The following is a 24480-nucleotide window of genomic DNA, read 5'->3' as shown; positions in this document are numbered from 1 at the left end:
TTGTTTGGCTTACGCTCCAATGGTTAACCGCTTCGCTGCTTTGCGCCCCATGCCATGCGGCGGAATGACTGCTTATTCCGTTGGGCAGCGACTGCTCTTGGGCCGCTTCTGTTGAAAAGCTAGATCCAGCATCGCCTGAACGCTCGCCTCCGTGGCGAGGCGTCGTTCGAGCGCGGGTAAGGGCGACGTCCCTGTCGCCTTAAGTGGTTAGTAGGGCAGGAAGTGGCCGCCGTTGACGTCCAGTTGCGCGCCGGTAACGACCTTGGCGTAGTCGCTGGCCAGGTACAGGGCGGCCATGGCGCAGTCGCTGTCTTCGGGAATCTTGCGCAGGGCAATCTGCTGGGCGACCTGGTCGACCAGCGACTCCATCGGCACGCCCAGGCGCTTGGCTTCGCTCTTGAAGTAGCCGACCACCGGCGCGCCCCACATCCAGCCCATGAAGGTGGAGTTGACGCGGATGCCGAACGGGCCGAGATCCTGGGCCAGGTACTGCACGGCGGTTTTCAACGCGCCCTTGGAGACGGCATAGCCGGACTCCAGCTGGTTGGGGGTGCGGGTGGCCATGGTGTTGATCATCACGATGCTGCCCGACTTCTGCTTCTTCATCTGCGGCAGCACGGCGTGGGTCATCTGCATGGTGCCGAACAGGTTGACGTCCATCGCTTTGCGCCAGTCGTCCATTGACGACTCGCCGGAGCTGCCCCAGGCGCCATGGGCATAGGCGGAGTTGATCAGGGCGTCGATCTGGCCGAAGTGCTCGACGGTGAGCTCGGCGAGCTTCTGGCACTGCTCGACCTGAGCAATGTCGGTGGGAACCTTCAGAACCGGGGTGCTGTAGCCGGCGTCGCGGATCGCCTGTTCGGCATCGTCCAACTTGGCCGGGGTGCGGGTGGCCAACACCACGGCCTTGGCCTGGTATTCGGCGGCGCGCACGGCGAGCTTGATGCCCAGGCCAGGACCGATACCGGAAATGATGACAACTTTATCTTTCAGCAACATGGCAATTACCTTTTTGTTCTTGTGATGGCGAATGGGCCGCTAAGAACCTGTTTACGATCTGCTGCGCGTCGGCCATCCAGCGTTGAAGTCGGACTCAGAATGCTCATTTACAACACGTAAACTGCGCTTCTTCGCCCGACTTCGCCTTGTCTGGCCCTAGCTCGCGAGATCGTAAACAGGTTCTCAGGCACGGCTGGCGTGCAGTTCTTCGGCGCGCTTTTTCAGATCCAGGGCGACCTGGTCGAAGCCTTTTTTCACCCAGGCACCGTGCTCGCGCATGATGGTGTCCTGGTTCAGGCCGAGGAAAATGTCGGTGGTGAAATAGCTGCAGCGGTTGGCGTCGATGGCCTGGATGTACTGGTCGCGGCGGGCTGCGTCCATGTTTTCCGGGACCGGGCGCTGCTCCCAGGACAACAGCTGCTCGCGGTCGCAGGCCACCAGGTATTCGAAGACTGGAACGGTTTCGCCGGTATCGGGGGTAAGTACCTGCATATGCACCTCGTCGCCGAGCTGCATGCCGCAGCGGATGCTGGGGCAGAAGCTGTTCCACTGCGCGTAGTTGTCCAGATCGGTGAGCACTTCCCAGACCAGGCTGGCGGGTGCGTTGATTTCAACCTTGATCGACGTGACGATGTTTTCAGCCTTGGCCATGACTCGCTCCTGTTTCAGTTGATGGGCTTGGAGGTGATCTGCAGCTGTGCGCTCAACGGCTGGATGGTCTCCAGCAGGGTTTCATAGCCCGTCTCGGCGATCATCCAGCGGCCCTCGCGCTTGACGTAGCGATCCTGGTAGATCGCGCTGCCGTGCATGTGGGTGTTTTCCTCGAGGTTGATGAACACGTAGCTCAGGTACCAGAGGGCTTTGGCCTGGTCGCCATCGACTTCAATTTCCGGGGTGTGACCGTTGTGGGTGGCCAGGCGGGTCTTGGTGAACGAGGTGCGGTAGAAGTTCAGCGCATCGCCCAGGCCGTTGACGTGGAACTCGTAGGCAGGGCTCTTGAACGACAGGGTGATGTCTTCGGTGAGCATGCCCTGCAGCAGTTCGATGTTGCAGGTGTCGATGGCGCGGAAATAGCGCGCCTTGAGCTGCTTGATCAGTTCGATTGCTTCTAGGTCCAACATTTAAAGCCTCCTTGTGGGTTGCTCAGTGTGGGCTGCTCAGGCACTGAGCTGATATTCGCTGGTGAGGATGCAGTCGAACTGCTGGAAGTCGATAAAGTGGCTGGTCGATTCGTACATGGCCTGCCGCCGCTGCGCGCACTTGTCCGGATCGCCTATGGCGTCGAAGAAGCCTTGCTGGTTGCCAATCGCCTCGGGCGGGAAGTTTTCTTCGACTATGGCGTGCAGCTCCGGCGCGCCGGAGGTGAGCGCGCGTACCACGGCGTTCTGCCGGTAGCCGAAGATCGACTGCAGCGGGTAGGCCTGAGGCCCGTGCTCGTTGCGCCAGGCGTCGTACCACTGCTCGTAGCTCATCCGATCCGGCTTGCGCAGCAGCACCACCTGATTCATGCCGGGGGTACGCTGGCCAAGCGGCACCCGGTATTTGGCTGCGCGCGCCTCGCGCTCCTCGGGGTAGGGCTCGGATTCCGAAACCAGATACGCCTCCAGGCGGCTGGTCAAAGGCGTCAGAAGCTTCTGGATGGAGGGCAGTTGCAAGGCACTGTCCAGCCACAGCGAGATCATCCCGTCCAGGGGGACGGCGCTATTGGTGATGCGCTGTTCAGACGCGGCGGCCACCGCCTCATCGACCACCATGACGCGGATGTCTTGTGCACCGACGGCAGTCAGGTCGTCGTGCAGGCCGAGCAAGGCCTGGCGCCATTGTTCGGCGCTGTGTTGTGGTTGTTTCCACAAGCTCAACATGAGTTTTTCCACGATTCCTCCAACCTGCGTTTAGTGATTGGCGCTCAGATGACGGGCGCGATATTCCCTGTAGTCCTGGGTCATCTGTGCTTCGTTCAGACCGAAGCGCTCCAGGCTGTAGTCGTGGCTGGCGCGTTTTCCCCGGCTGTTTTGCGACAGCCAGACCTGCGCGTCGGCGCGGGCCTTGTCGGTGAACGGCAGATTGGCGAAGGCGTAAACCTTTTCCAGCATTTCCATCGGCTTGGTCACGGTGTCGGCGAAGTTGATGTCGAGGAAGCGCTCGGCAGCGTGCTGATCGCGGACCTGCATGGTGTGCCGGATGCCTCGCGCCATGCGGCTGTTCCACTGAGCGCCGGCGGCTTTCGGGTCCGGGTTGTCGCTGTACATCTGCCACAGGGTGTGGGCCATGCTGGCCATCGAGGGGATGGTCTGGGCGGGTTCACGGTGGGTCAGAATCACCTGCGCCTTGGGGAAGACATCCAGCAACAGGTGCAGGGTGTGCAGGTGCTGGGGGGCTTTCAGCAGCCAGCGTTGGCCAGCAGGCTCGCCACGCTGGTTTTTCTGCCACTGCAGGAACTGCAGCATTCTTTTCAACTGGGTGTAGACCGGGCGCTGATCTTGCTGATCCAGCCAGCGGGTATAGCTGGGCACGTTGGCGTAGGCGTCCATGGCGCACAGGAAGGAGTGTTCCATGAGCATGAACTCTTCGTCGCAGAGCACGGCATCCAGCGGGTGGATGGCGAGGATCTGCGGGATGGCCTCGGCCATCAGCTCGACCTCGGCTTTGGCCTGGGCGATGCGCTTGGCTGGCACGGCCAGGGTTTCGCCTTCCAGCGGCGCCGGATAGCGGGTTTCCCACCAGGCGGCCGAGTAGAAGCGTGGGTCAACGGCCAGGGTGCGCTGCAGCATGGTGGTGCCGGTGCGTGGCAGGCCGACGATGACCAGCGGATCGTCGAGCTCTATCTGGGTGATTTCCGGATAGCGGCTCAGGTAATCCTCCATCACCAGGCGGTTGACCAGTTGCCCGACCAGCCTTTCCTGCATCAGATACAGGCCGGTCTGCGACAGCTCGGCGTCGGCAGCCAGGGCATCGAGTAGCGCCTGCAGAGCCTGGCGATAGTTGTCATCGCCAAAATTGTTCAGGCCCTTGGCGCGCTCGATGGCGCTAGCCAGCAGGTTATCGACGGTCAAATCTTGAATTTGGGTGTGCGCGTTCATAGGGCCTCCGCGACAGCAGATACTTTTACGACCTGGGTGGTGGGGTGGCATTGCTCCTGGGCACCGACCCAGCGCAGGCACAGGGTGCCCTGGCGTACGCCGGCGGTTTGCAGCCAGTTGCTCACACCTGGATCTCGTTCGCTGAGCACCATGGTCACGCCGCCGTTGGCGTCGTACTGGGCCTGGTGTTTGTTGAAGCAGATGCGGTGGTAGCGGTAGTCCAGCGACTCCATCCAGTAGTTGTTGATCTGCAAGTTCCAGAAGTCGCAGTCCGGCACCTTGTCGATGTGGATGACCAGCGCCTCGTCCTCGGCCAGCGCCCAGTGCGAGTGGTAGTAGAAGATGTTCGGGTCGCCGCCCACGGCCTGGCACACAGCCTGGTCGGCCGGAGGCAACTGGTTGCTGTGGGGCTGATAGCTTTGCGCCCAGTCGGCAAACAGTTTGGCGGTGTTCTCGACGAAGCTGGACACCCGCGCCAGGCCTTGCTGGAAGGTCGCCGGGTCGAGGGCCTTGGGTTTGGCATCGGTGCCGATGCGCTCGATGCTCAGCTTGGCCGGCACTTCGCTCTGACGGTCAAGAAAGGTCTGGCGCACGATCAGGGCGTTGCTGGCGTCTTCCATCTTCAGCCAGTTGCCCGGTTGCGGTTCGCGGCTGAGGATGATTTCGAAGTTGCCCTGGGCATCGACCTGTAACTGGCTGGCATCGATGAAACCGGTCTGGATCAGGGTGCCGTCGGTTTCATAACCGCCTTTCTGGGTGCCAAAGCTCAGGTAGGCGACGCTGCCGCGCTGACCTTTGATGCGGTATTCCAGGGTGCCGTCCAGGCGCGCGTATTCGTAGAGGTTGTCCGGGTTGTCGGCACCGATCTTCGCGGTCTCGTGGGAAGTCTTGAAGAAGCTCGGGAAGGCCGGATCGGCGAACTCGATGTGCATCTCCAAGCCGATGCGCAGCAGGCGCGTGAGGTAGCGGAAGCCTTCGGCACGGGTGGCCGGATCGGCTGGCGTTTCCGGGCGCAGAATCTGTTCGCCACAGCGCTTCAGGTGATCGCAGAACTCGGACCAGGTCTGGCCGCTGAGCAGCTTTTCGTCAATGGAGCTTGTTGTCATTGTTGTGACTCTCCTGAACGGGCGGGCATTCGAGGCCGCCGCAGGGCGGCGGCGCGAATGGCGCGTCGGTCAATGTAAGGGCGAGAGAGAAAGGATTTCCTCATCCAGACGGACTAGCCGCGCGGTTTGCCCCCGCAAGGGCATGACGCCATTGCGGGGGAGACCGCGTCTGTCAGTAGTCCGGGCTGATGATTTCGCGCTCGACCAGCGTGGCGATGATCCGATCCACCGCCTGCTCCGGCGTCATCCGAGTGGTCTGGATGTGGATGTCGGGGGCGTCCGGGGCCTCGTAGGGCGAGTCGATGCCGGTGAAGTTTTTCAACTCACCACGGCGAACCTTCTTGTACAGCCCCTTCGGGTCGCGCTCTTCGGCCACCGCCAGCGGCGTGTCGATGAAGATCTCGAGGAACTCATCCTCCCCCAGCAGTTTGCGGGCCATTTCACGCTCGGACTGGAAGGGCGAAATGAAGGCGGTGATGGCGATCAGGCCGGCGTCGACGAACAGCTTGCCGACCTCGGCCACCCGGCGAATGTTCTCCACGCGGTCGCCGTCGGTGAAGCCCAGGTCGCGGTTCAGGCCGTGGCGCACGTTGTCGCCGTCGAGCAGATAGGTATGCCGGCCGCGGGCGTACAGACGGGTTTCCAGCAGGTTGGCGATGGCCGACTTGCCGGCCCCGGACAGCCCGGTGAACCACAGCAGCACCGGCTTCTGACCCATCTGCTCGGCGCGCGCCTTCTTGCTCACGTCGACGTGCTGCATATGGATGTTCTGCGAGCGGCGCAGGGAGAACTCGATCAGGCCCGCACCAACGGTGGCGTTGCTCAGGCGGTCGATGAGGATGAAACTGCCGGTTTCGCGGTTGTCCTTGTAGGGGTCGAAGGCGATCGGCTGGCTGCTGGAGAGGTTGCACACGCCGATTTCGTTCAGCGCCAGTTCCTTGGTCGCCAGATGCTCCATGGTGTTGACGTTGATCTTGTACTTGGGCGCCGCCAAGGTCACCGGCAGGGTCTTGCCGCCGATCTTCATCAGGTAGGGGCGACCGCCGAGCATGGGTTGTTCGTGCATCCAGATCAGGCTGACCTGGAACTGATCGGCCACGCTGGCCGGGTCTTCTGCGGTGGCCAGCACGTCGCCGCGACTGCAATCGACTTCGTCGGTCAGGGTCAGGGTGATGGACTGTCCAGCCACGGCCTGCTGCAGGTCACCGTCGAGGGTCACGATGCGGGCGATATGGCTCTCTTGCCCGGCCGGCAGAACCCGTACGCGGTCACCGGGGCGTACCACGCCGCTGGCGATGGTGCCGGTGAAGCCACGGAAATCCAGGTTGGGACGGTTGACCCACTGCACCGGCATGCGGAACGACAGCTTCTGCTGGTGCGCTTCGTCGATCTCGACGGTTTCCAGATAGCCCATCAGCGTGGTGCCGCGGTACCAGGGCATGTGCGCGCTCTGCTCGGTGATGTTCTCACCGCGTAGCGCCGACATCGGGATGGCGGTGACATCCTGCAGGTTGATCTGCTTGGCGAAGGCGCGGTAGTCGTCAACGATGTCGTTGAAGACCTTCTCCGAGTAGTCCATCAGGTCCATCTTGTTGACCGCCAGCACCACCTTGCGAATGCCGATCAGCGAGGCCAGAAAGCTGTGACGCCTGGACTGGGTCAGCACGCCGCGGCGGGCATCGATCATCACCACCGCCACGTCCGCGGTGGAGGCACCGGTGACCATGTTGCGGGTGTACTGCTCGTGGCCGGGGGTGTCGGCGACGATGAACTTGCGCTGATCGGTGGAGAAGAAACGGTAGGCCACGTCGATGGTGATGCCTTGCTCGCGCTCGGCGGCCAGGCCGTCCACCAGCAGGGCGAAGTCCAGCTCGCCACCCTGGGTGCCGACTTTCTTGGAGTCGGCTTCCAGCGCTTCCATCTGGTCTTCGAAGAGCATTTTCGAGTCGTACAGCAGGCGTCCGATCAGGGTGCTCTTGCCGTCGTCCACGCTGCCGCAGGTGATGAAACGCAGCAGGCTCTTGTGCTCGTGGGCTTTGAGGTATTGCTCGATGTCCTCGGCAATCAGGTCAGATACGTGTGCCATTAGAAGTACCCCTCTTGTTTTTTCTTCTCCATCGATGCCGCCGAGTCGTGATCGATCATGCGGCCCTGGCGCTCGGAAGTGCGGGTCAGCAGCATTTCCTGAATGATCTTGGGCAGGGTGTCGGCCTCGGACTCGACCGCGCCGGTGAGCGGGTAGCAGCCCAGGGTGCGGAAGCGCACGTTGCGGATCATTGGCACTTCGCCAGGGTTGAGCGGCATGCGCTCGTCATCGACCATGACCAGCATGCCGTCGCGCTCGACCACCGGACGCGGCGCGGAGAAGTACAGCGGGACGATCGGGATGTTCTCCAGATGGATGTATTGCCAGATGTCCAGCTCGGTCCAGTTGGACAGGGGGAACACGCGGATCGACTCACCCTTGTGTTTACGCGCGTTGTACAGGTGCCAGAGTTCCGGTCGCTGATTCTTCGGGTCCCAGCGGTGCTGATCGGAGCGGAAGGAGAAAATCCGTTCCTTGGCCCGCGATTTTTCCTCGTCACGGCGTGCGCCGCCGAAGGCCGCATCGAAGCCGTAGTGATCCAGCGCCTGCTTCAGGCCCTCGGTCTTCATGATCTCGGTGTGGATCTGCGAGCCGTGCTTGAACGGGCTGATGCCCATTTCAAGGCCTTCCGGGTTGGTATGGGTCAGCAGCTCCAGGCCAAGTTTGGCCACCATCTGATCGCGGAAGCGATACATGTCTTGGAACTTCCAGGTGGTGTCGACATGCAGCAGGGGGAAGGGGGGCTTGGCCGGATAGAAGGCCTTCATCGCCAGGTGCAGCATGACCGCGCTGTCCTTGCCGATGGAGTAGAGCATGACCGGGTTGTCGGCTTCGGCGACCACTTCGCGCATCGCCTGGATGCTCTCGGCTTCCAGGCGTTGTAGATGAGTAAGCGTCATAGATTTTTTCTCCGCTCTTTGTTGTTGTCGTTTCTCAACGTACAACCCCTGTCGCTCGGATTTATGCGCGACTTGATGTTTTAACATCAGGCGCAACATGTGCAGCATGGGGTTGCTGGGAAGGGTGGGAGCGGCATCGGACGCGTTGTCGAGCACATCGTCATTGCTGGCGCGGACGGCCTGTTGACGGATGTGCGTCGCCAACTCGCGGGCACCGCTGAGCATCTCGTTGGCTTCGGGCAGGTGGAACAGGTGCAGGCGCTCCGCGCGTTCCCCGGCCCAGGTGCTGAACGTGGCGGCGCGCTGCCAGTGCATGCCCGAGAGCAGGGCGAACACCTTGCGTTCGGCCGAACGTTGCAGGCGCTCGAAGAACTCTTCCAGGTGGGGGGCGCGCAAGCCGCCTTCGTAAGGCAGCCAGAGCACCTTGCCGCGGTTGCTGACCGCGCGTAGCACGCCGTAACTGAGCTTGCCCTGCGCGTTGCGCGCGCCGAAGTCGTCGATCCAGTGGATCTCGCCGTTCTCCGTGCGGGCCTGGGCGAGGATCTGCCGGTAGGTGCCGCGGTACCAGCGCTGCACTGCCGGCGAGGCATTGGCGACGCGCTTGGCCGGGCGCTCGGCATTCAGCTGCCAGCGTTGCAGGTAATGGGCGGCGGTGCGCTCCGGCAAGTCGATATCATGCAGGCGCTTGACCAACTCCTGCATGGCCTCCAGTTGCCAGAGCAGGAAGGGCAGCTGGTGCCGCTCCGGTGCCGAGCTGACCAGCAATTGGTAGATGTGCTGCTCTTGCTGCGCCGAGAGGCTGCGGCCTTCGCCTTGCTTGCGCCCGCGCTCGCGCACCGGTACGGCATTCCAGCCGCCGCTTTGCCAGGCCTTGTGGGCCGCGATGATGGTCGGCGCCGAGAGGCCGGTGTCCTGAGCGATCGCCTTGAGCGTATTGCCGGCGATGCGCAACTGCACGGCGCGCAGGCGTAGCGTGTTGATCTGGGGAATGGATAGCTGCTTGCCGTGGGACACAGGCGCTCCTGTTAAACATCCAGTTGCTGATTGGCGATACCGTGGATGCCTGTACTGTTCCCCTATCCCGAAAACGGCGCATAGGCCGTATGGATTAGTCGAACAACAAAAAACAGGAGAGACCCATGAACGAGCCAATGGCTGTTCTGCTCGAAGACGTCATCGGCATTACTCGCGCAGCGGGCGAGCTGGTGATGGCGGTGTACCGCTCGGATTTCGAGGTGCGCGGCAAAGAGGATGCGTCCCCGGTGACCGAGGCCGACGAACGGGCCGAGGCCTTGATTCTGCAAGCCCTGGCGGCGCGCACGCCGGAGATCCCGGTGATCTCCGAAGAGGCCGCCGCCGCCGGTCAGGTACCCGAGGTGGGTCAGCGCTTCTGGCTGGTGGACCCGCTGGACGGCACCAAGGAATTCATCAATCGCAATGGCGAGTTCACCGTCAACATCGCCCTGATCGATAACGGCGAACCGGTGCTGGGGGTGGTTCTGGCACCCGCGCTGGAGCGCCTGTTCGCCGGTGCCCGTGGTTGCGGAGCCTTTATCGAACAGGCCGGGCAGCGCCAGGCCATCCACTGCCGGGCGGTGTCGGAAGAGGGCCTGGACGTGGTCGCCAGCCGTTCCCATGGCGACGCCGAGGCGCTGGATAAATTCCTCGACGGGCGCAAGGTGCGCTCGCTGAAAAGCGCAGGCTCATCGCTGAAGATCTGCCTGGTCGCCGCCGGCGAGGCGGATCTCTATCCGCGCCTGGGGCGCACCATGGAGTGGGACATCGCCGCCGGACATGCGGTGCTAGTGGCGGCCGGTGGACAGATCCGCACCCTGGCCGGCGATGCGCTGCGCTATGGCAAGGACGGTCTGGACAACCCGCATTTCTATGCCAGCGGCTTGTAGGCCCTCTCGGTTTTGGTTTGGCTATGTACCCGTTAGGTGTTGCGAACCGCTTTTGTAGGGTGGGTTAGCCGCGCAGCGGCGTAACCCACCAGCGGTGCCGGCCTGAACATCAGTGTCCAGCAGGGTCGGTGGGTTACGCCTACGGCTAACCCACCCTACGAGTCTGATCGACGCTCTCGGTTTTGGCTTCCTGTCCTGTATCCATGCAGTCGTCGCGACATTCACGTCGCTCGTGGCGTAATTGCACTGACTCGACCACCCAATTGCATTCCTACTGACCATTCTGCACGCGGCTTAACCAGTGCACGCCGGAGGAAAACGGCCAAGAGCGGCCGATCGCAAAGCCGGTGGACAAGTAAACGTTGTCCACCCTACACCGCCCTCGAGTTCGAGTAGGGTGGAAAACCGCGCAGCGTTTTCCACCAATTTCTATCCAGGCTACCTTGCTTGGCGGGTGTGCTTGTGGAGACGGCTGGTAGGAACCTTGCTGATACCAACCTTGAACACATCGCCACCACTGTGGACGAGCAGGTATAGATACCCATTGGACATGGTCAGTACTCCGAAAGTTGGGACATATTTATTTTCTTTAGCCTAGCCATGCCTACACCCAGACAGTTCTGGGGCAGGCAAAAATAAATACATCCACTTTCTGCACCAATACTTCAAAAGGCTTGAGCAGCTAGTTGGATAGGTTCTTGCGGCAAGCGAAAAAGTCTTACATCAAGCGAAGTGAACGATCAACGACGAGCTTGGCCTGCTGCAATACCGAACCGAACTCTAAGGAGTTCTGCAACGGTGCGTCCCACCAAATATGCTCATGGGAGCTTGATGCCTGGGTCTTACATTTCCGCCTAAACCCGTGGCGCGAAAGAAATTCAGTAAAATCACTTCGGAGGACAACACCGGACGAAATGTAGCAGTGACGGTGCTTGCGATTTACGCCACCAAGTTTTACTCCACGGTAGTAAACAGCGGTTTGCATCCTTCCCGACTGCACAATGAAATGCATAGTTCTTTCGAGTTCACGCAATAGCGAGGCCATGGCGTACGGCATTTCACTGAACGCCTCCTCATTGTCGATTGCTTCCCATAGACCCGATTTTCCAGTGCCTCCATGTAATACGCCGGCAGCTCTGCGTTCGCCAATAAGATCTTTCTCACCAAGACCGCGTGCCAACATTAGTGCCTCACATTTCGAATATGAGATAGCAAGCGTCTTGACTCCTGAGTTTTCGGCTTGCTCAGCGACTTGGATGGGTATCTCATGAGCAACAACCCATGGGATTACTGTGGCGCAATCCAGCAAGGCAGACAGTTCTTCGGAATAGCGTATAGCTTGAGTGATCGCGTCCGGCTTAGCGCGCCCCTTCTTCAGTTCGATGAGATGACGATTTCCAGCGCCATCCGCAATTAGCAGATCTAAACGTCCAGATGGCAGCGAAAGTTGCTGAGCAAGCACACTCCAGCCAGTTCCTAAGATATCCTCCAAACAGCTTCTAACAAGTATCTCAAGGGCTCGCTCATGCATGGTGAATAACTCCAGCTGCGGCAATCATAGAGCTTCCAATTTCCGTCGGACGGTGTGCCTAACCGGCAGAGAGGAGAAAGATCGAACGGCAAGATCTGTAGTTTTTGTACACCCCCTCTGGCCGTGGTTATTGACTGGGATCAGGAAAAACGCCTGAGAAGGTACGCATCAGTCCTCATCAAAAAGACCAATGCAGTTAGCCTAGGCTGCTTTCGGCCGGCCAGGAGCTGGCGAAGGCGCGACCAGAGGTCGTCCGACGTCAGGAGGCGATAGATTCGAAGGGCAGCTAATGGCCGATATCTGCCTCTCGCGAACGCCCGCTATGGGGCGTGTGCGGCCGGTCGTCACTACGGCGTGTATTGGTCATGCCGCATGCTATTGATTGGTCAGTGCAATGCAATTGGCCGGTCAAATGCGATGCCAATACGCGCGCTCGTGGCTGCGCGCCTGGCCTTTTCCGCAACGACTCCGTTCGGCCTGCTGACAGGGGAGCTGCGGAGTGTGCGGAAGTTTCGCTGAACGTCGAGCAGTAGGGCGGATAACGCGCCGCGCTATCCGCTGTTGTGGAGTTTCGTTTCGTGATGCGGGCTGTCTTCGGTTCTTGCGGAACATCGGGGGCGTGGTTGTCGGTCAGTCTTGCAGGTCGACTTTCTCGATAAGGCCGACCTGCACTTCGCGCCGCAGGAAGCGCCATTGGCCGTTTTCGCGCAGCAGTTCGTCGTCGTAGCGAACGTGCCAGTCCTCCTTGCGGCGCTGCCCTTGCTCGTCAGCTACGTGGGTCGCCAGGCAGTAGGTGTAGCCCCGGGCACGATCGCCCTCGACCTCGAAGGCATGGTTGAACACCTTGTGCATGGTCCACTGGTACTGGCTGAGCGAGTCGATGATGGTCGCGCCGTCGGTTACCACGAAATCCGCCCAGTGAACGGCGACACCGTTGCTGGAGAAGCAGGCGCGGTAGGCGGCCGTGTCCTTGTCGTCGGCGGCGCGGGCATAGCGGTAGAGCAGGTCCTGGATCGCCAGGCGGTCATCCAACGTAGTGGTCATGGTGAATCTCCAAGAAAAAAAAGACCGGCCAGAGGCCGGTCAAGAGGAGCGGGCAAAGGGCGTTCAGGCCCGTGCCCGGGGTTCGCGAGGCATGCCGAGGGCGCGTTCGGCGATGATGTTGCGCTGGATCTCGTTGCTGCCGCCGTAAATGGTGTCGGCGCGGGTGAAGAGAAATAGTGACTGCAGGCGTGACAGCTCGTAGGGTGCGCCTTCGAGGATTTCGCCGGCGGCGCCGAGCACGTCCATGGCCAGTTTGCCGAGTTCGGCGTGCCAGGTGGACCAGGCCAGTTTGTAGATCATCGCTTCGCGGCGCAGGCTGCCGTCCTGGCTGCCGGAGAGCATGCGCAACGAGTTGTAGCGCAGCACTTTGAGGCCGGCCCAGGCCTGGGCCAGGCGCTGGCGCAGGATCGGGTCCTGGGCGGCGCCGTTGCTCTTGGCGATGCGGATGATCTCTTCCAGTTCGTTTTGAAACTGCATCTGCTGGCCGAGGGTCGATACGCCGCGCTCGAAGCCGAGCAGGGCCATGGCGATTTTCCAGCCGTCGCCGGGCTGGCCGATCATGTTGTCCGCTGCGGTTTGCGCCTGGTCGAAGAACACCTCGTTGAATTCCGCGGTGCCGGTCAGTTGCTGGATCGGCTGCACGCTGATGTTGGCCTGCGCCATCGGCACCAGCAGGAACGACAGGCCGTGATGGCCGACGCTGCCGGGCTCGGTACGGGCGAGGACGAAGCACCAGTCCGACTCGTGGGCCATGGAGGTCCAGACTTTCTGGCCGCTGATCAGCCAGCTATCGCCGGCCTCGTTGAGTGCCGCGCGGGTCTTGACGTTGGCCAGGTCGGAGCCGGCGCCGGGTTCGGAGTAGCCCTGGCACCAGAACTGCGTGCCGGCGAGGATGCCGGGCAGGAAACGCTGTTGCTGGGCGGGGGTGCCGAACGCGGCCAGGGTCGGGGCGACCAGGCCTTCGCCGATGTGGCCCATGCGTCCGGGGCCGCCGGCGCGGGCGTACTCCTCGTTGAAGATCACCTGCTGGCTGATGCTCAGGCCACGGCCGCCGTGCTCGGGCGCCAAGCCGACGCCGGTCCAGCCGCCGGCGGCCAGTTCGCGCTCCCAGGCTTTGCGTTCGCTGGGGAACATGTGTTCGTCGCCGGGCCCGCCGCGAAAGCGCAGGGGCTCGAAGGCGCCGCGCAGATGGGTGCTCATCCAGTCGGCGACTTCCGCGCGGAACTGCTCGTCTTGCGTGCTGAAGCCGATTTTCATAGCTGTTCTCCTAGGATCTGGACGGCCAGGCGCTCGCGGTGCACGGCCGGGGTGCCGAGGAACTGCTCGCTGGCGCGGGCGCGTTTGAAGTACAGGTGCGGGTCGTATTCCCAGGTGAAGCCAACCCCACCGTGCAGCTGGATGGCATCCGCGGCGCCGTGGAAGAAGGCTTCCGAGGCGTGGATCTTCGCCGTCGCCGCGGCGACCGCCAGTTCGCTGCGCACGGCTGCATCGCCATGCGGGTCGAGGCGTTCCTGGGCCACGCAGGCGGCGTAATAGGCCGCCGATCGGGCGCATTCGAGCTCCAGCATCAGGTCGGCGCAGCGGTGCTTGACAGCCTGGAAGCTGGCGATGGCGCGGCCGAACTGCTGGCGCTCGCGGGTGTAGGCGAGGGTCAGATCCAGCGCCTGCTGGGCGCCGCCGACCTGCTCGGCAGCGAGGCCGATGCAGGCGATCTGCAGCACCTCGCGCAGCAGTGGCCCACTTGCGCCGAACGCGCCGAGCAGGTCGGCGGCGCTCAGCTCGACGTTGTGCAGTTCGATGCGCGCGAGGCGCCGGGTCTGGTCCAGGGTCGGCAGGGTGTGGCGCGCCACGCCTGGGGTGCTGGCGGGCAGGGCGAACAGGCTGATGCCGGCCTCGCCACTCGTGCCTGGGCTGCGGACGGCGACGATCAGCAGATCGGCCTGGGCGCCGTCGACCACCTGCAGGTACTCGCCGTTCAGGCGGTAGCCATTGGCGCATGGCTGCACCACGGCCTGCACGCTGTCGGCATCCCAGCTGTTATTGCCGGCGAAGGCCAGGGTGGCGGTGCTGGTGCCGGCGGCGATGGCGGGCAGCCACTGTTCTTTCAGTGCTTGGTTGTCGCTGAGCAGCAGTGCCGGGGTGGCCAGGCAGGCGGTGGCATAGAAGGGCGCGCAGAGCAGGTAGCGGCCCATTTGCTCCAGCAGGATGCTCAGCTCGACGAGGCCCAGCCCCAGCCCGCCGTACTGCTCGGGGATATGCAGGGCCGGCCAATACATCTCCTCGGCGATCCGTGCCCACACGGCAGGTTCGTAACCCGGTGCGCTGACCATGGCCGCGCGCACGGCGGCGGAGTCGGAAACTTCGGCGAGAAAGCGTGCGGCCGTCTCCTGGATCAGCCGTTGTTCGTCGTTGAAAGCAAACTCCATGGGGCACCCGTCTTTGGCTCAGTCTGGTCGTGCGTGCAGTTTGGAATACCTGCAATCGGGTCGAATCATTGAAACGGACTAGGGGCTGTTCCCGTTTCGTTCGCGAATGAAGCGGGAACAGCCTGGTAGGGCGGGTGCAACCCGCCGGTAGGAGCGTCACGCGGGTTGCACCCGCCCTACGATTCATCGCCGCAGGCATCACCTGGCGGGCTTGCACGTCTCAACACGCAACGCTTTTGTAGGGTGGGTTAGCCGCGTAGCGGCGTAACCCACCAGCGGTGCCGACCCGAGCATGGTAGGGCGGGTGCAACCCGCCGGTAGGGGCGTCACGCGGGTTGCGCCCGCCCTACGATTCATCGCCGCAGGTATCACGGGCGTCCCGTCGGGCTTTAATGGCTTGATTTTTCGTAGGGTGGGTTAGGCCGCAGGTCGTAACCCACCGACCGGCCGCAGGGCCGGACACGGGAATGCCTGCCGACATCTACGACTGCTACGGCCCATCGGGCGGGGCGTGACACCCCATTTGCGTAGTCTCAACGGACGATGAGCGGCTGGCCCGCGCTTCGCACAATGGCTGCCATCAAGGGTCCAGTCATTCGGGAGCAGGACATGATCGATATCCGCGGGTTGAGCTATTTCGTCGCTCAAATCGAGAACCTCAGTGAATGGCAGCGCTACGCCGAGGACGTGCTCGGCATGATGGTGACGCCGGCGCCGGGTGGTGGCCTGTACGTGAAGATGGACGAGCGGCCGTTCCGCATGCTGATCGTCGAAGGCCCGGCGCAGCGTTACCTGGCGTCCGGCTGGGAGCTGGCCAACGAAACCGCGTTCAAAGCCGCCGTCAAGGCGCTGGATCAGGCCGGTGTGAGCTGGGAGCCGGGCTCTGCGGCGGAAGTCGAGCAGCGCGGCGTGCAGGCGCTGGCGGTGGTGGTCGATCCGTCCGGCAATCGCCACGAGCTGAGCTGGGGCCACCGTTCCGACTGCTTGCCGTTCGTCTCGCCGCAGGGCGTGCCTCGCTTCCTCACCGGCGACATGGGCCTTGGGCATACCGTGCTGCCGGCGCCGAACTTTGACGCGACCCTGGCGTTCGCCAAGGATGTGCTGGGCTTCGAGCTGTCGGACATCTTCAACTTCCGTCCCGACCCGTCGGCGCCGCCGGTGCGCATCCACTTCCTGCATTGCCGCAACGCCCGTCATCACTCCCTGGCACTGGCCGAGTACCCGACGCCCTCCGGTTGCGTGCACGTGATGGTGGAAGTGGATTCGATGACCGAAGTGGGGCGTGCCCACGACCGCCTGCTGGCGCACAACGTCCAGCTGTCGGCGACGCTCGGTCAGCACCTGAATGACCAGATGACCTCGTTCTACATGAAGACCCCGTCGGGCTTCGACCTGGAGTACGGCTTCGGCGGTTTGCAAGTCGACTGGGCCGAGCATTCGGCGTTCGAATTCACCCGCGTCAGCATTTGGGGGCACGACTTCTCGGTCGGCCAGCAGTAAGGAGTAGCGCCATGAACAAGCAACTGACGGCGGCCGATGCCGTCGCCCAACTGCGCGATGGCATGACCATCGGCTTCGGCGGCTGGGGCCCGCGGCGCAAGCCGATGGCCATTGTCCGCGAGATCCTGCGTTCCAGCGTCAAGGACCTGACCGTGGTCGCCTACGGCGGCCCGGAAGTCGGCATGCTGTGTGCCGCCGGCAAGGTCAAGAAGCTGGTGTTCGGCTTCGCCACGCTCGACGCCATCCCGCTCGAGCCCTACTACCGTAAGGCCCGCGAGGCCGGTGAGCTGGAGCTGATGGAGGTCGACGAGGGCATGTTCGAGTGGGGCCTGCGCGCCGCCGGCATGCGCCTGCCGTTCCTGCCGACCCGCTGCGGCCTGGCCACCGACGTGACCCGCCTCAACCCCGAACTGAAGACCATCCAGTCGCCCTACGCCGACGGCGAAGTGCTGCTGGCCATGCCGGCGCTGAACCTGGACGTGGCCTTCCTCCACGTCAACGTCGCCGACCGCCTGGGCAACACCCTGGTGACCGGCCCGGACCCGTACTTCGATCACCTGTTCGCCCGCGCCGCGCAGCAGTGCTTCGTGTCCTGCGAAAAACTCGAGGAACGCCTCGAGCTGACCGCCGAGCAGGCCCGTGGCAACACCTTCGAGCGCTACCTGGTGAGCGGCGTGGTGCATGCGCCGTTCGGTGCGCACCCGACTTCGTGCCCGTCCGACTACGGCTGGGACATGAGCCACTTCAAGCGCTATGTCGCAAGTAGCCAAGAAGAGGGCGGCTGGCAGGCCTATGTCGACGAATTCGTCGCCCCCGGCGAGCTGGCTTATCAAGACAAAAACGGCGGTGCCGAGCGCCTGGGCAAGCTGCCCATGCCGGTGTTCTGAGGAGGATGGAAATGTCTGCTACCTGTGATTTCACCCTCGCGGAACTGATGATCGTCGCCGCCAGCGAAGCCTGGCGCGGCAACGGCGAAGTGGTCGCCTCGGGCCTGGGCGTGATCCCGCGCCTGGGCGCCAGCCTGGCCAAGCTCAGCCACAGCCCGGAACTGCTGATGACCGACAGCGAGGCGTTCCTGGTCGAAGAGCCGATTCCGCTCGGCCCACGCGGCGATTACGTGCCCAAGTACTCCGGCTACCTGAGTTTCGAACGGGTCTTCGAGTGCGTCTGGGGCGGTCGCCGCCACGCCATGATCGGCCCGACCCAGGTCGACCGCTGGGGCCAGACCAACCTGTCCTGCGTCGGCGACTACCACAAGCCGAAGACCGCGATCCTCGGCGTGCGCGGCCTGCCGGGCAACAGCATCAACCACATCAACTCGTTCTTCGTGCCGAACCACAACACCCGTGTGTTCGTCAGCGGTGAGGTGGACATGGTCTCCGGCGTCGGCTTCAAGGCCGAGCGTTGGCCGGAGGGCGTGCGCCGCGACCTGATGGACATCCGCGTGATCGTCACCGACCTCTGCGTGATGGATTTCGACGGCCCCGAGCGCGCCGTGCAGGTTCGTTCCCTGCACCCGGGCGTGAGCTTCGAGGAAGTGCAGGAAAAAACCGGCTTCCCGTTGCTCAAGTCGCCGCAGCTGAAAGAAACCGCACACCCGACCGCCGAGCAGTTGGCGCTGATCCGCCGGCTCGACCCCCACGATTACCGCGCTGCGCAGATCAAGGGCAACCCTGCCGGCATCCGCGCGGCCTGAGACGAGGAAATCGATGATGAGCAACGACAGCGAATTCGTCCTCCGCGAGGACAACTCGGTCTACGAGACCGATGAACCGGTGCTGTACAGCGTGGCCGACGGTATCGCCACGGTGACCATGAACCGGACAGGCTTCAACAACGCGCAGAACTCGCAGATGACCTATGCGCTGGACGCCGCCTTTCGTCAGGCAGTCAACGATGACGCGGTCAAAGTCATCGTGCTGCGCGGGGCGGGCAAGCATTTCTCGGCGGGCCATGACATCGGTACGCCGGGGCGCGACATCAACAAAGAGTTCGAGCGTGCACACCTCTGGTGGGACCACACCAACAAGCCCGGCGGCGAGCAGCTGTATGCCCGCGAGCAGGAGGTGTACCTGGGCATGTGCCGGCGCTGGCGCGAGCTGCCCAAGCCGACCATCGCCATGGTGCAGGGCGCCTGCATCGCCGGCGGGCTGATGCTGGCCTGGGTCTGCGATCTGATCGTCGCCAGCGATGACGCCTTCTTCCAGGACCCGGTGGTGCGCATGGGCATTCCGGGGGTGGAGTATTTCGCCCATCCCTACGAGATGGATCCGCGCATCGCCAAGGAATTCCTCTTCACCGGCGACCGCATGCCGGCGGCCCGTGCCTACGAGGTCGGCATGGTCAACCGCGTGGTGTCACGTGAGGAGCTTGAGGCGACCACCTACGCACTCGCGGAGAAAGTCGCCAAGCAGCCGCGCATGGGCCTGGCGCTGACCAAGCAGGCGATCAATCACGTCGAGGATCTGGCCGGCAAACGTACCGCGATGGATGCGGTATTCGCCTGGCACCACTTCGCCCACGCCCACAACGAATTGCTCTCCGGCGACAAGCTCGGCGGCTTCGATGCCAAGGGCATGGCCCAGGCCAACAAGCAGGCTGCGGGCGACGGGAAACAGGCATGAGCAGCTGGCTGAACACACCACTGACCGAAGCGCTGGGTTGCCGCTACCCGATCGTGCAGACGGCCATGGGCTGGGTCGCCGATGCCAATATGGTGATCGCCACCACCCAGGCGGGGGGCTTCGGCTTCCTCGCCGGGGCGACCATCGCCGCCGACGCCATCGAAGGCGAGATCAAGAAGGTCATCGCCGCCACCGGCGGCAGCAACTTCGGCCTGAATTTCCACATGTTCCAGGAAAACGCCGCGCAGTGCGTCGACCTGGCGATCCAGTACCGCCTGCGCGCTGTCAGCTACGGCCGTGGCCCGGACAAGCAGACCATCGCCCGCTTCAAGGCCGCCGGAGTGCTGTGCATTCCCACGGTCGGCGCGCTCAAGCATGCGCTCAAGGCGGTGGAACTGGGTGCCGACATGATCACCATCCAGGGCGGCGAGGGCGGCGGCCACACCGGCGGCGTGCCCAGCTCGATCCTGCTGCCCCAGGTGCTGGCGGCGGTGCGGGTGCCAGTGATCGCCGCTGGCGGTTACTCCACCGGCCGGGGCCTGGCCAGTGCGCTGGCCGCCGGTGCGGCGGGGATCGCCATGGGCACGCGGTTTCTGATGACCCGCGAATCGCCGACTCCGGCGGCGACCCTGGCGCGCTACCTGAGCGTCGCCGATCCGCAGCAGGTGCGGGTCACCCTCGCAGTCGACGGCATGCGTCACCGCATGATCGAAAACCCCTTTATCAACCGTCTGGAACAGGCCGGGCCGTTCGGTCGTCTGCGCATCGCCCTGCGCAGCGCCTGGCAGTGGAAGCAGCAGACCGGCATGAGCCTCGGGCACATGCTCAGCGTGTTCCGCCAGGCGCTGAAGGAAGACCCGGGCGCCGTGTCGCAAACCGTGATGGCTGCGAACCAGCCGGTGCTGCTGCAGCGCTCGATGGTCGATGGCTTCCCCGACGAGGGCATCTTGCCCAGCGGTCAGGTGGCGGCGGCCATCGGCGAGCTGAAGAGCTGCCGGGAAGTGATCGAGGACATCGCCGAGGAAGCCGAGCACTGCCTCGATGCGCTGCTCGCCCGGCGCAACCGTACGGCGTCCCAGGTGGGCGCCGAGCAACTGAACTGAGCCGCCCCTGCGAGTATTGGAGAGAGCAATCATGAGCCAAGCATTCACTACACAGATCGACGCGGGCATTGCTGAACTGGTGCTCGCCAAGCCACCGGTCAACGCCCTGGACAGCCATGAGTGGCTGGCTCTGGCGCGGCAAATCAACGCCCTGGGCGACGACCCCGAGGTACGGGTCATCGTCATCCGCGCCGAGGGCCGCGGCTTTTGCGCCGGCGTCGACATCAAGGAACTGGACGCCCATCCGGAGCGCATCGTCGCGGTCAACGCCGGCAACTACGAGACCTTCAAGGCCGTGCACCGCAGCCCGGTGCCGGTGATCGTCGCCGTGCACGGCTTCGTCCTCGGCGGTGGCATCGGCATCACCGGCTCCGCCGACATCGTCGTCGCATCCGAGTGCGCGACCTTCGCTCTGCCGGAAGTCGACCGTGGCGCGATGGGCGGCGGCGCGCACCTGCAGCGCCTGTTCCCGGTGCAGAAGGTGCGTTACCTGTTCTTCACCGGCGACAAGATCGGCGCGCCCGAGGCGGCGCAATACGGCTTTATCGAGCGCGTGGTGCCGAAAGAGCAGCTGCGCGAAGTCGCGCTGGAGATCGCCGCCAAGATCGCCGCCAAGAGCCCGTCGATGATCCGCATCGCCAAGGAAGCGCTGAACGGCATCGAAGACGGCAACCTGGAAGACAAATACCGCTGGGAGCAGGGCTTCACCCTGCAGGCCTACACCAGTCCGGATTCCGCGGAAACCCGCCGTGCCTTCGTCGAAAAACGCGACGCGAAGTTCTGAGAGAACGCCATGGACCTAGCCTACACCCCGAAACAGCAAGCCTTCCGCCAGGAAGTACGTGCCTGGCTGGCGGCCAACGTGCCGCGCGAGCCGCTGGCCCACTGCGACACCCGTGAAGGCTTCGAGCAACACCGCGCCTGGGAGGCGAAGCTGTTCGAGGCTCGCTACTCCATGGTCATGTGGCCGGAGCACCTCGGTGGCCGTGGCTGCGATTTGATCGAGTGGCTGATCTTCGAGGAAGAGTATTACGGGGCCGGCGCGCCGATGCGCGTCAACCAGAACGGCCAGTACCTACTCGGCCCGACCCTGATGGAATTCGGCACCGAGGCGCAGAAACGCCACTTCCTGCCGCGCACCTCGTCCAGCGAGATCATGTGGGCGCAGGGCTGGTCCGAGCCGAATGCCGGTTCCGACATGGCGGCCATCAGCTCCAAGGCGATCCGCGACGGCGAGCATTACGTGCTCAACGGGCAGAAGACCTGGTCGACCCGCGCGCTCTTCGCCGACATGGCCTTCTGCCTGTTCCGCAGCGATCCCGGCTCGACTCGTCACCACGGCCTGACGTTCCTGATGGTGCCGCTGGATGCGCCGGGCGTGACCATTCGCCCGATCAAGGCGCTGAACGGCCAGGACGCCTTCGCCGAATTGTTCTTCGACGACGTGCGCGTGCCGGTCGCCAACCGGATCGGCGATGAAGGCCAGGGCTGGCATGTGGCGATGGCCACCGCCGGCTTCGAGCGCGGCCTGCTGCTGCGTTCGCCGGCGCGTTTCCAGGCCACCGCGCGCAAGCTGGTGGCGCTGTACAAGGCCAACCGCGAGAGCGCCGACCGCGACCCGAGCATCCGCGATGCGGTGCTTGAGGCCTGGATGGGCACCGAAGCCTACGCGCTGTCCGCCTACCACACGGTGGGCCGGCTGAGCCGCGGCGCGCAGATCGGCGCCGAGTCGAGCACCAACAAGATCATCTGGTCGGAACTCGACCTGAAGATGCACGAAACCGCCATGCGTATCCTCGCGGCCCGCGGCGAGCTGCTGGCCAGTGCTCCCGAGGCGGAGCGCGACGGTTGGCTGGAAGGCTTCCTGTTCGCCCAGGCCGGGCCGATCTACGCCGGCACCAACGAGATCCAGCGCAACATCATCGCCGAGCGGATGCTCGGCCTGCCGAAGTAAGGAGCCGGCCATGGACTTTACCTTTACCGATGACCAGCTCACGTTCCGCGAGGCCATCAGTCGTTTTCTGATGACTGAGGCAGCGCCGGAAATGCTCCGCGAGATTTGGGAAACCGACGCCGGGCGCTCGCCCGCCCTGCGCAACAAGATCGCCGAACAGGGCCTGACCGCCTTGTCGGTGCCCGAGGAGTTCGGTGGCCTGGGCATGGGCGACGTGGCCTGGGCGCTGATGACCCAGGAGCTCGGCTACTACGGCATCCCCGATTCCCTGGCCGACACCGCCTATGTCGCGGCCGGCCTGCTCAACGGCTTGCCGGCGGGGAACCCGCTACGGGAAGCCTGGCTGCCGCGCATCGCCGACGGCAGCGTGCGCCTGGCCATCGGCCACCCAGTCAATCCGCTGGTGTCCGATGCCCAGCTCGCCGATCTGCTGATTCTCGCCCACGGCGACGAGGTGCATGCGCTGACGCGTGCGCAGGTCGACGTCGAAGCCAACCCGAGCATCGACTCCTCGCGCCGCCTCTACCGCGTGAGCTGGACGCCCCGCGCCGAGACGCTCCTGGCCAGTGGCGAAGCAGGCCGCGCGCTGTGGGCCGAAACGCTGAACCGTGGCGCCTTGTCGGTGGCCGGGCAACTGCTGGGCCTGGCCCAGCGCATGCTCGACCTGTCGGTGGACTACGTCGCCCAGCGCAAGCAGTTCGGCAAACCGATCGGCAGCTTCCAGGCGGTCAAGCACCACCTGGCCGACGTCGCGACCAAGATCGAATTCGCCAAGCCGGTGCTCTATCGCGCCGCCCATGCCCTGGCCAAGGGCGAGCGGGGCGTCGACGTGTACGTCTCGCAAGCCAGGCTGGCCTGCTGCGAAGCCAGCTGGCTGGCCGCCCGCCACGGCATCCAGGTGCATGGCGCCATGGGTTACACCTGGGAAGTCGACCTGCAGATGTTCATGAAACGCGCCTGGTCCCTGGATTCGTCCTGGGGCGACCGCGCCTTGCACAAATCCCGTGTCGCCGCCTACGTGCTCGGCGACAGCGCCCGGCTCGGCCCGGGTCATACCTTCGAGGACTGAGTCATGCCCCAAGCCTATATCGTCGATGCCCTGCGCAGCCCCACCGGCAAGCGCAAGGGCGCCCTGGCCCATGTCCACGCCATCGACCTCGGCGCCCATGTATTGAAGGCGCTGGTCGAACGCAACGGGATTCCGGGCGAAGACTATGACGACGTGATCTTCGGTTGCGTCGACACCATTGGTTCGCAAGCCGGCGACATCGCCCGCACCAGCTGGCTGGCCGCCGGCCTGCCGCTGAATGTGCCGGGCACCACGGTGGACCGCCAGTGCGGCTCCTCGCAGCAGGCCGTGCATTTCGCCGCGCAGGCGGTGATGAGCGGCATGCAGGACGTGGTGGCGGTCGGCGGCGTGCAGACCATGACGCAGATCCCGATTTCCTCGGCGATGCTCGCCGGCCAGCCGCTGGGCTTCACCGATCCATTCTCCGGCAGCAAGGGCTGGCAGGCACGCTTCGGTAACCAGCCGGTCAACCAGTTCTACGCGGCCCAGCGCATCGCCGATCACTGGCAGCTCAGCCGCGAGCAGATGGAAGTGTTCTCTCTGGAAAGCCATCGCCGCGCGCTGGCAGCTGCCGAGGGCGGGCGCTTCGCCCGTGAGATCGTCGCCTGCGAAGGCCTCGACTTCGATGAAACCCCACGGGTCAGCAGCCTGGAGAAAATGGCCAGCCTGGAGCCGGTGGGCAGCGAGTACCCGTCGATCACCGCGGCGGTGTCGAGCCAGACCTGCGATGCCTCGGCGGCCCTGCTGGTGGTCTCGGAAGCGGCGCTCAAGCGCTACAACCTGACCCCGCGGGCGCGCATCCACCACCTCTCGGTGCTCGGCGACGACCCGATCTGGCACCTCACCGCCCCGATCGCGGCCACCCGCGCGGCGCTGAAGAAAGCCGGCATGCACATGAACGACATCGACCTGGTGGAGATCAACGAGGCCTTCGCTTCGGTGGTCATGGCCTGGGCCAAGGAACTGGATTACGACCCGGCCAAGACCAACGTCAACGGCGGCGCCATCGCCCTCGGCCACCCGCTGGGCGCCACCGGCGCGCGGCTGATGACCACGCTGCTGCACGAACTGGAACGCACCGGCGGCCGTTATGGCCTGCAGACCATGTGCGAAGGCGGTGGCCAGGCCAACGTCAGCATTATCGAACGCCTGTAG

Annotated in this window: 22 protein-coding genes; 10 read left to right on the top strand and 12 right to left on the bottom strand. The window is 63.9% G+C overall.

Features of this window, described 5'->3' with window-relative positions; all coding sequences use genetic code 11:
- Positions 1 to 207: 207 nt before the first annotated feature.
- The 8 genes from NVV93_RS18045 to cysD form a co-directional block, all read right to left on the bottom strand.
- On the bottom strand, positions 208 to 999 hold the full coding sequence (locus NVV93_RS18045) for an SDR family oxidoreductase (RefSeq protein ID WP_258252013.1): 792 nt from the start codon (positions 997 to 999) through the stop codon (positions 208 to 210).
- Positions 1000 to 1182: 183 nt separating this feature from the next.
- Entirely contained in the window at positions 1183 to 1650 is a 468-nt protein-coding gene (locus tag NVV93_RS18040) for an SRPBCC domain-containing protein (RefSeq protein WP_258252012.1), read from the bottom strand.
- Between the two features lie 14 nt (positions 1651 to 1664).
- Positions 1665 to 2120 carry a nuclear transport factor 2 family protein gene (locus NVV93_RS18035; RefSeq protein ID WP_258252011.1) on the bottom strand — a complete coding sequence of 152 codons (456 nt, stop codon included), beginning with the start codon at positions 2118 to 2120 and terminating at the stop codon, positions 1665 to 1667.
- A gap of 36 nt (positions 2121 to 2156) precedes the next feature.
- Positions 2157 to 2861, bottom strand: coding sequence for an EthD domain-containing protein (locus NVV93_RS18030; protein ID WP_258252010.1), 705 nt, complete (start codon positions 2859 to 2861; stop codon positions 2157 to 2159).
- 30 nt (positions 2862 to 2891) lie between these two features.
- Positions 2892 to 4079, bottom strand: coding sequence for a sulfotransferase (locus NVV93_RS18025; protein ID WP_258252009.1), 1188 nt, complete (start codon positions 4077 to 4079; stop codon positions 2892 to 2894).
- Complete coding sequence (locus tag NVV93_RS18020; RefSeq protein WP_258252008.1) at positions 4076 to 5185, bottom strand: DUF1214 domain-containing protein; 1110 nt, start codon at positions 5183 to 5185, stop codon at positions 4076 to 4078. Before NVV93_RS18020 ends, NVV93_RS18025 begins: the two co-directional genes overlap by 4 nt.
- A gap of 172 nt (positions 5186 to 5357) precedes the next feature.
- On the bottom strand, positions 5358 to 7271 hold the full coding sequence (cysN, locus tag NVV93_RS18015) for a sulfate adenylyltransferase subunit CysN (protein WP_258252007.1): 1914 nt from the start codon (positions 7269 to 7271) through the stop codon (positions 5358 to 5360).
- Positions 7271 to 8257, bottom strand: a complete 987-nt coding sequence (gene cysD / locus NVV93_RS18010) for a sulfate adenylyltransferase subunit CysD (RefSeq protein WP_258254413.1) — start codon at positions 8255 to 8257, stop codon at positions 7271 to 7273. The genes cysN and cysD overlap by 1 nt, the downstream gene beginning before the upstream one ends.
- Positions 8258 to 9309: 1052 nt before the next feature.
- Here cysD and cysQ point away from each other — a divergent pair.
- The gene (gene cysQ / locus NVV93_RS18005) at positions 9310 to 10074 is read left to right on the top strand and encodes a 3'(2'),5'-bisphosphate nucleotidase CysQ (protein WP_258252006.1); all 765 of its coding nucleotides are present in this window, start codon (positions 9310 to 9312) and stop codon (positions 10072 to 10074) included.
- A gap of 718 nt (positions 10075 to 10792) precedes the next feature.
- On the opposite strand, the gene NVV93_RS18000 is transcribed toward cysQ, so the two are convergent.
- From NVV93_RS18000 to NVV93_RS17985, 4 genes are all read right to left on the bottom strand, one after another.
- The gene (locus tag NVV93_RS18000; RefSeq protein ID WP_258252005.1) at positions 10793 to 11605 is read right to left on the bottom strand and encodes an endonuclease NucS domain-containing protein; all 813 of its coding nucleotides are present in this window, start codon (positions 11603 to 11605) and stop codon (positions 10793 to 10795) included.
- A 630-nt stretch (positions 11606 to 12235) separates the two neighbouring features.
- Positions 12236 to 12649, bottom strand: coding sequence for a nuclear transport factor 2 family protein (locus NVV93_RS17995; protein ID WP_258252004.1), 414 nt, complete (start codon positions 12647 to 12649; stop codon positions 12236 to 12238).
- 63 nt (positions 12650 to 12712) lie between these two features.
- Positions 12713 to 13906, bottom strand: a complete 1194-nt coding sequence (locus NVV93_RS17990) for an acyl-CoA dehydrogenase family protein (RefSeq protein ID WP_258252003.1) — start codon at positions 13904 to 13906, stop codon at positions 12713 to 12715.
- Complete coding sequence (locus NVV93_RS17985) at positions 13903 to 15075, bottom strand: acyl-CoA dehydrogenase family protein (RefSeq protein ID WP_258252002.1); 1173 nt, start codon at positions 15073 to 15075, stop codon at positions 13903 to 13905. Before NVV93_RS17985 ends, NVV93_RS17990 begins: the two co-directional genes overlap by 4 nt.
- A gap of 609 nt (positions 15076 to 15684) precedes the next feature.
- Between NVV93_RS17985 and NVV93_RS17980 the strand changes: the two genes are divergently transcribed.
- Genes NVV93_RS17980 through NVV93_RS17940 form a run of 9 tightly spaced genes read left to right on the top strand, consistent with a single transcriptional unit; the run spans position 15685 to position 24480 of the window.
- A complete protein-coding gene (locus NVV93_RS17980; RefSeq protein WP_258252001.1) occupies positions 15685 to 16575 on the top strand; it encodes a VOC family protein in 891 nt (296 codons plus the stop codon).
- An 11-nt stretch (positions 16576 to 16586) separates the two neighbouring features.
- On the top strand, positions 16587 to 17462 hold the full coding sequence (locus NVV93_RS17975; protein ID WP_258252000.1) for a CoA transferase subunit A: 876 nt from the start codon (positions 16587 to 16589) through the stop codon (positions 17460 to 17462).
- Positions 17463 to 17473: 11 nt separating this feature from the next.
- On the top strand, positions 17474 to 18271 hold the full coding sequence (locus NVV93_RS17970) for a CoA-transferase subunit beta (RefSeq protein ID WP_258251999.1): 798 nt from the start codon (positions 17474 to 17476) through the stop codon (positions 18269 to 18271).
- Between the two features lie 13 nt (positions 18272 to 18284).
- Positions 18285 to 19199 (top strand): enoyl-CoA hydratase, encoded by a 915-nt coding sequence (locus NVV93_RS17965; protein WP_258251998.1) that lies wholly within the window; start codon positions 18285 to 18287, stop codon positions 19197 to 19199.
- The gene (locus NVV93_RS17960) at positions 19196 to 20302 is read left to right on the top strand and encodes a nitronate monooxygenase family protein (protein WP_258251997.1); all 1107 of its coding nucleotides are present in this window, start codon (positions 19196 to 19198) and stop codon (positions 20300 to 20302) included. Before NVV93_RS17965 ends, NVV93_RS17960 begins: the two co-directional genes overlap by 4 nt.
- Positions 20303 to 20333: 31 nt before the next feature.
- The gene (locus NVV93_RS17955) at positions 20334 to 21086 is read left to right on the top strand and encodes an enoyl-CoA hydratase family protein (RefSeq protein WP_258251995.1); all 753 of its coding nucleotides are present in this window, start codon (positions 20334 to 20336) and stop codon (positions 21084 to 21086) included.
- Positions 21087 to 21095: 9 nt separating this feature from the next.
- Positions 21096 to 22256, top strand: coding sequence for an acyl-CoA dehydrogenase family protein (locus NVV93_RS17950; RefSeq protein ID WP_258251992.1), 1161 nt, complete (start codon positions 21096 to 21098; stop codon positions 22254 to 22256).
- 10 nt (positions 22257 to 22266) lie between these two features.
- Positions 22267 to 23325: an acyl-CoA dehydrogenase family protein gene (locus NVV93_RS17945; protein ID WP_258251991.1), complete on the top strand. Its 1059-nt coding sequence runs from the start codon at positions 22267 to 22269 to the stop codon at positions 23323 to 23325.
- 3 nt (positions 23326 to 23328) lie between these two features.
- Positions 23329 to 24480 (top strand): acetyl-CoA C-acetyltransferase, encoded by a 1152-nt coding sequence (locus tag NVV93_RS17940; RefSeq protein WP_258251990.1) that lies wholly within the window; start codon positions 23329 to 23331, stop codon positions 24478 to 24480.

Origin of the sequence: Pseudomonas sp. LS44, assembly GCF_024730785.1 — a bacterium.
In the GTDB taxonomy this organism is placed as follows: Bacteria; Pseudomonadota; Gammaproteobacteria; order Pseudomonadales; family Pseudomonadaceae; genus Aquipseudomonas.
Note: the sequence above shows the minus strand (reverse complement) of the source record. Positions and strands in the feature narration are given on the sequence as shown.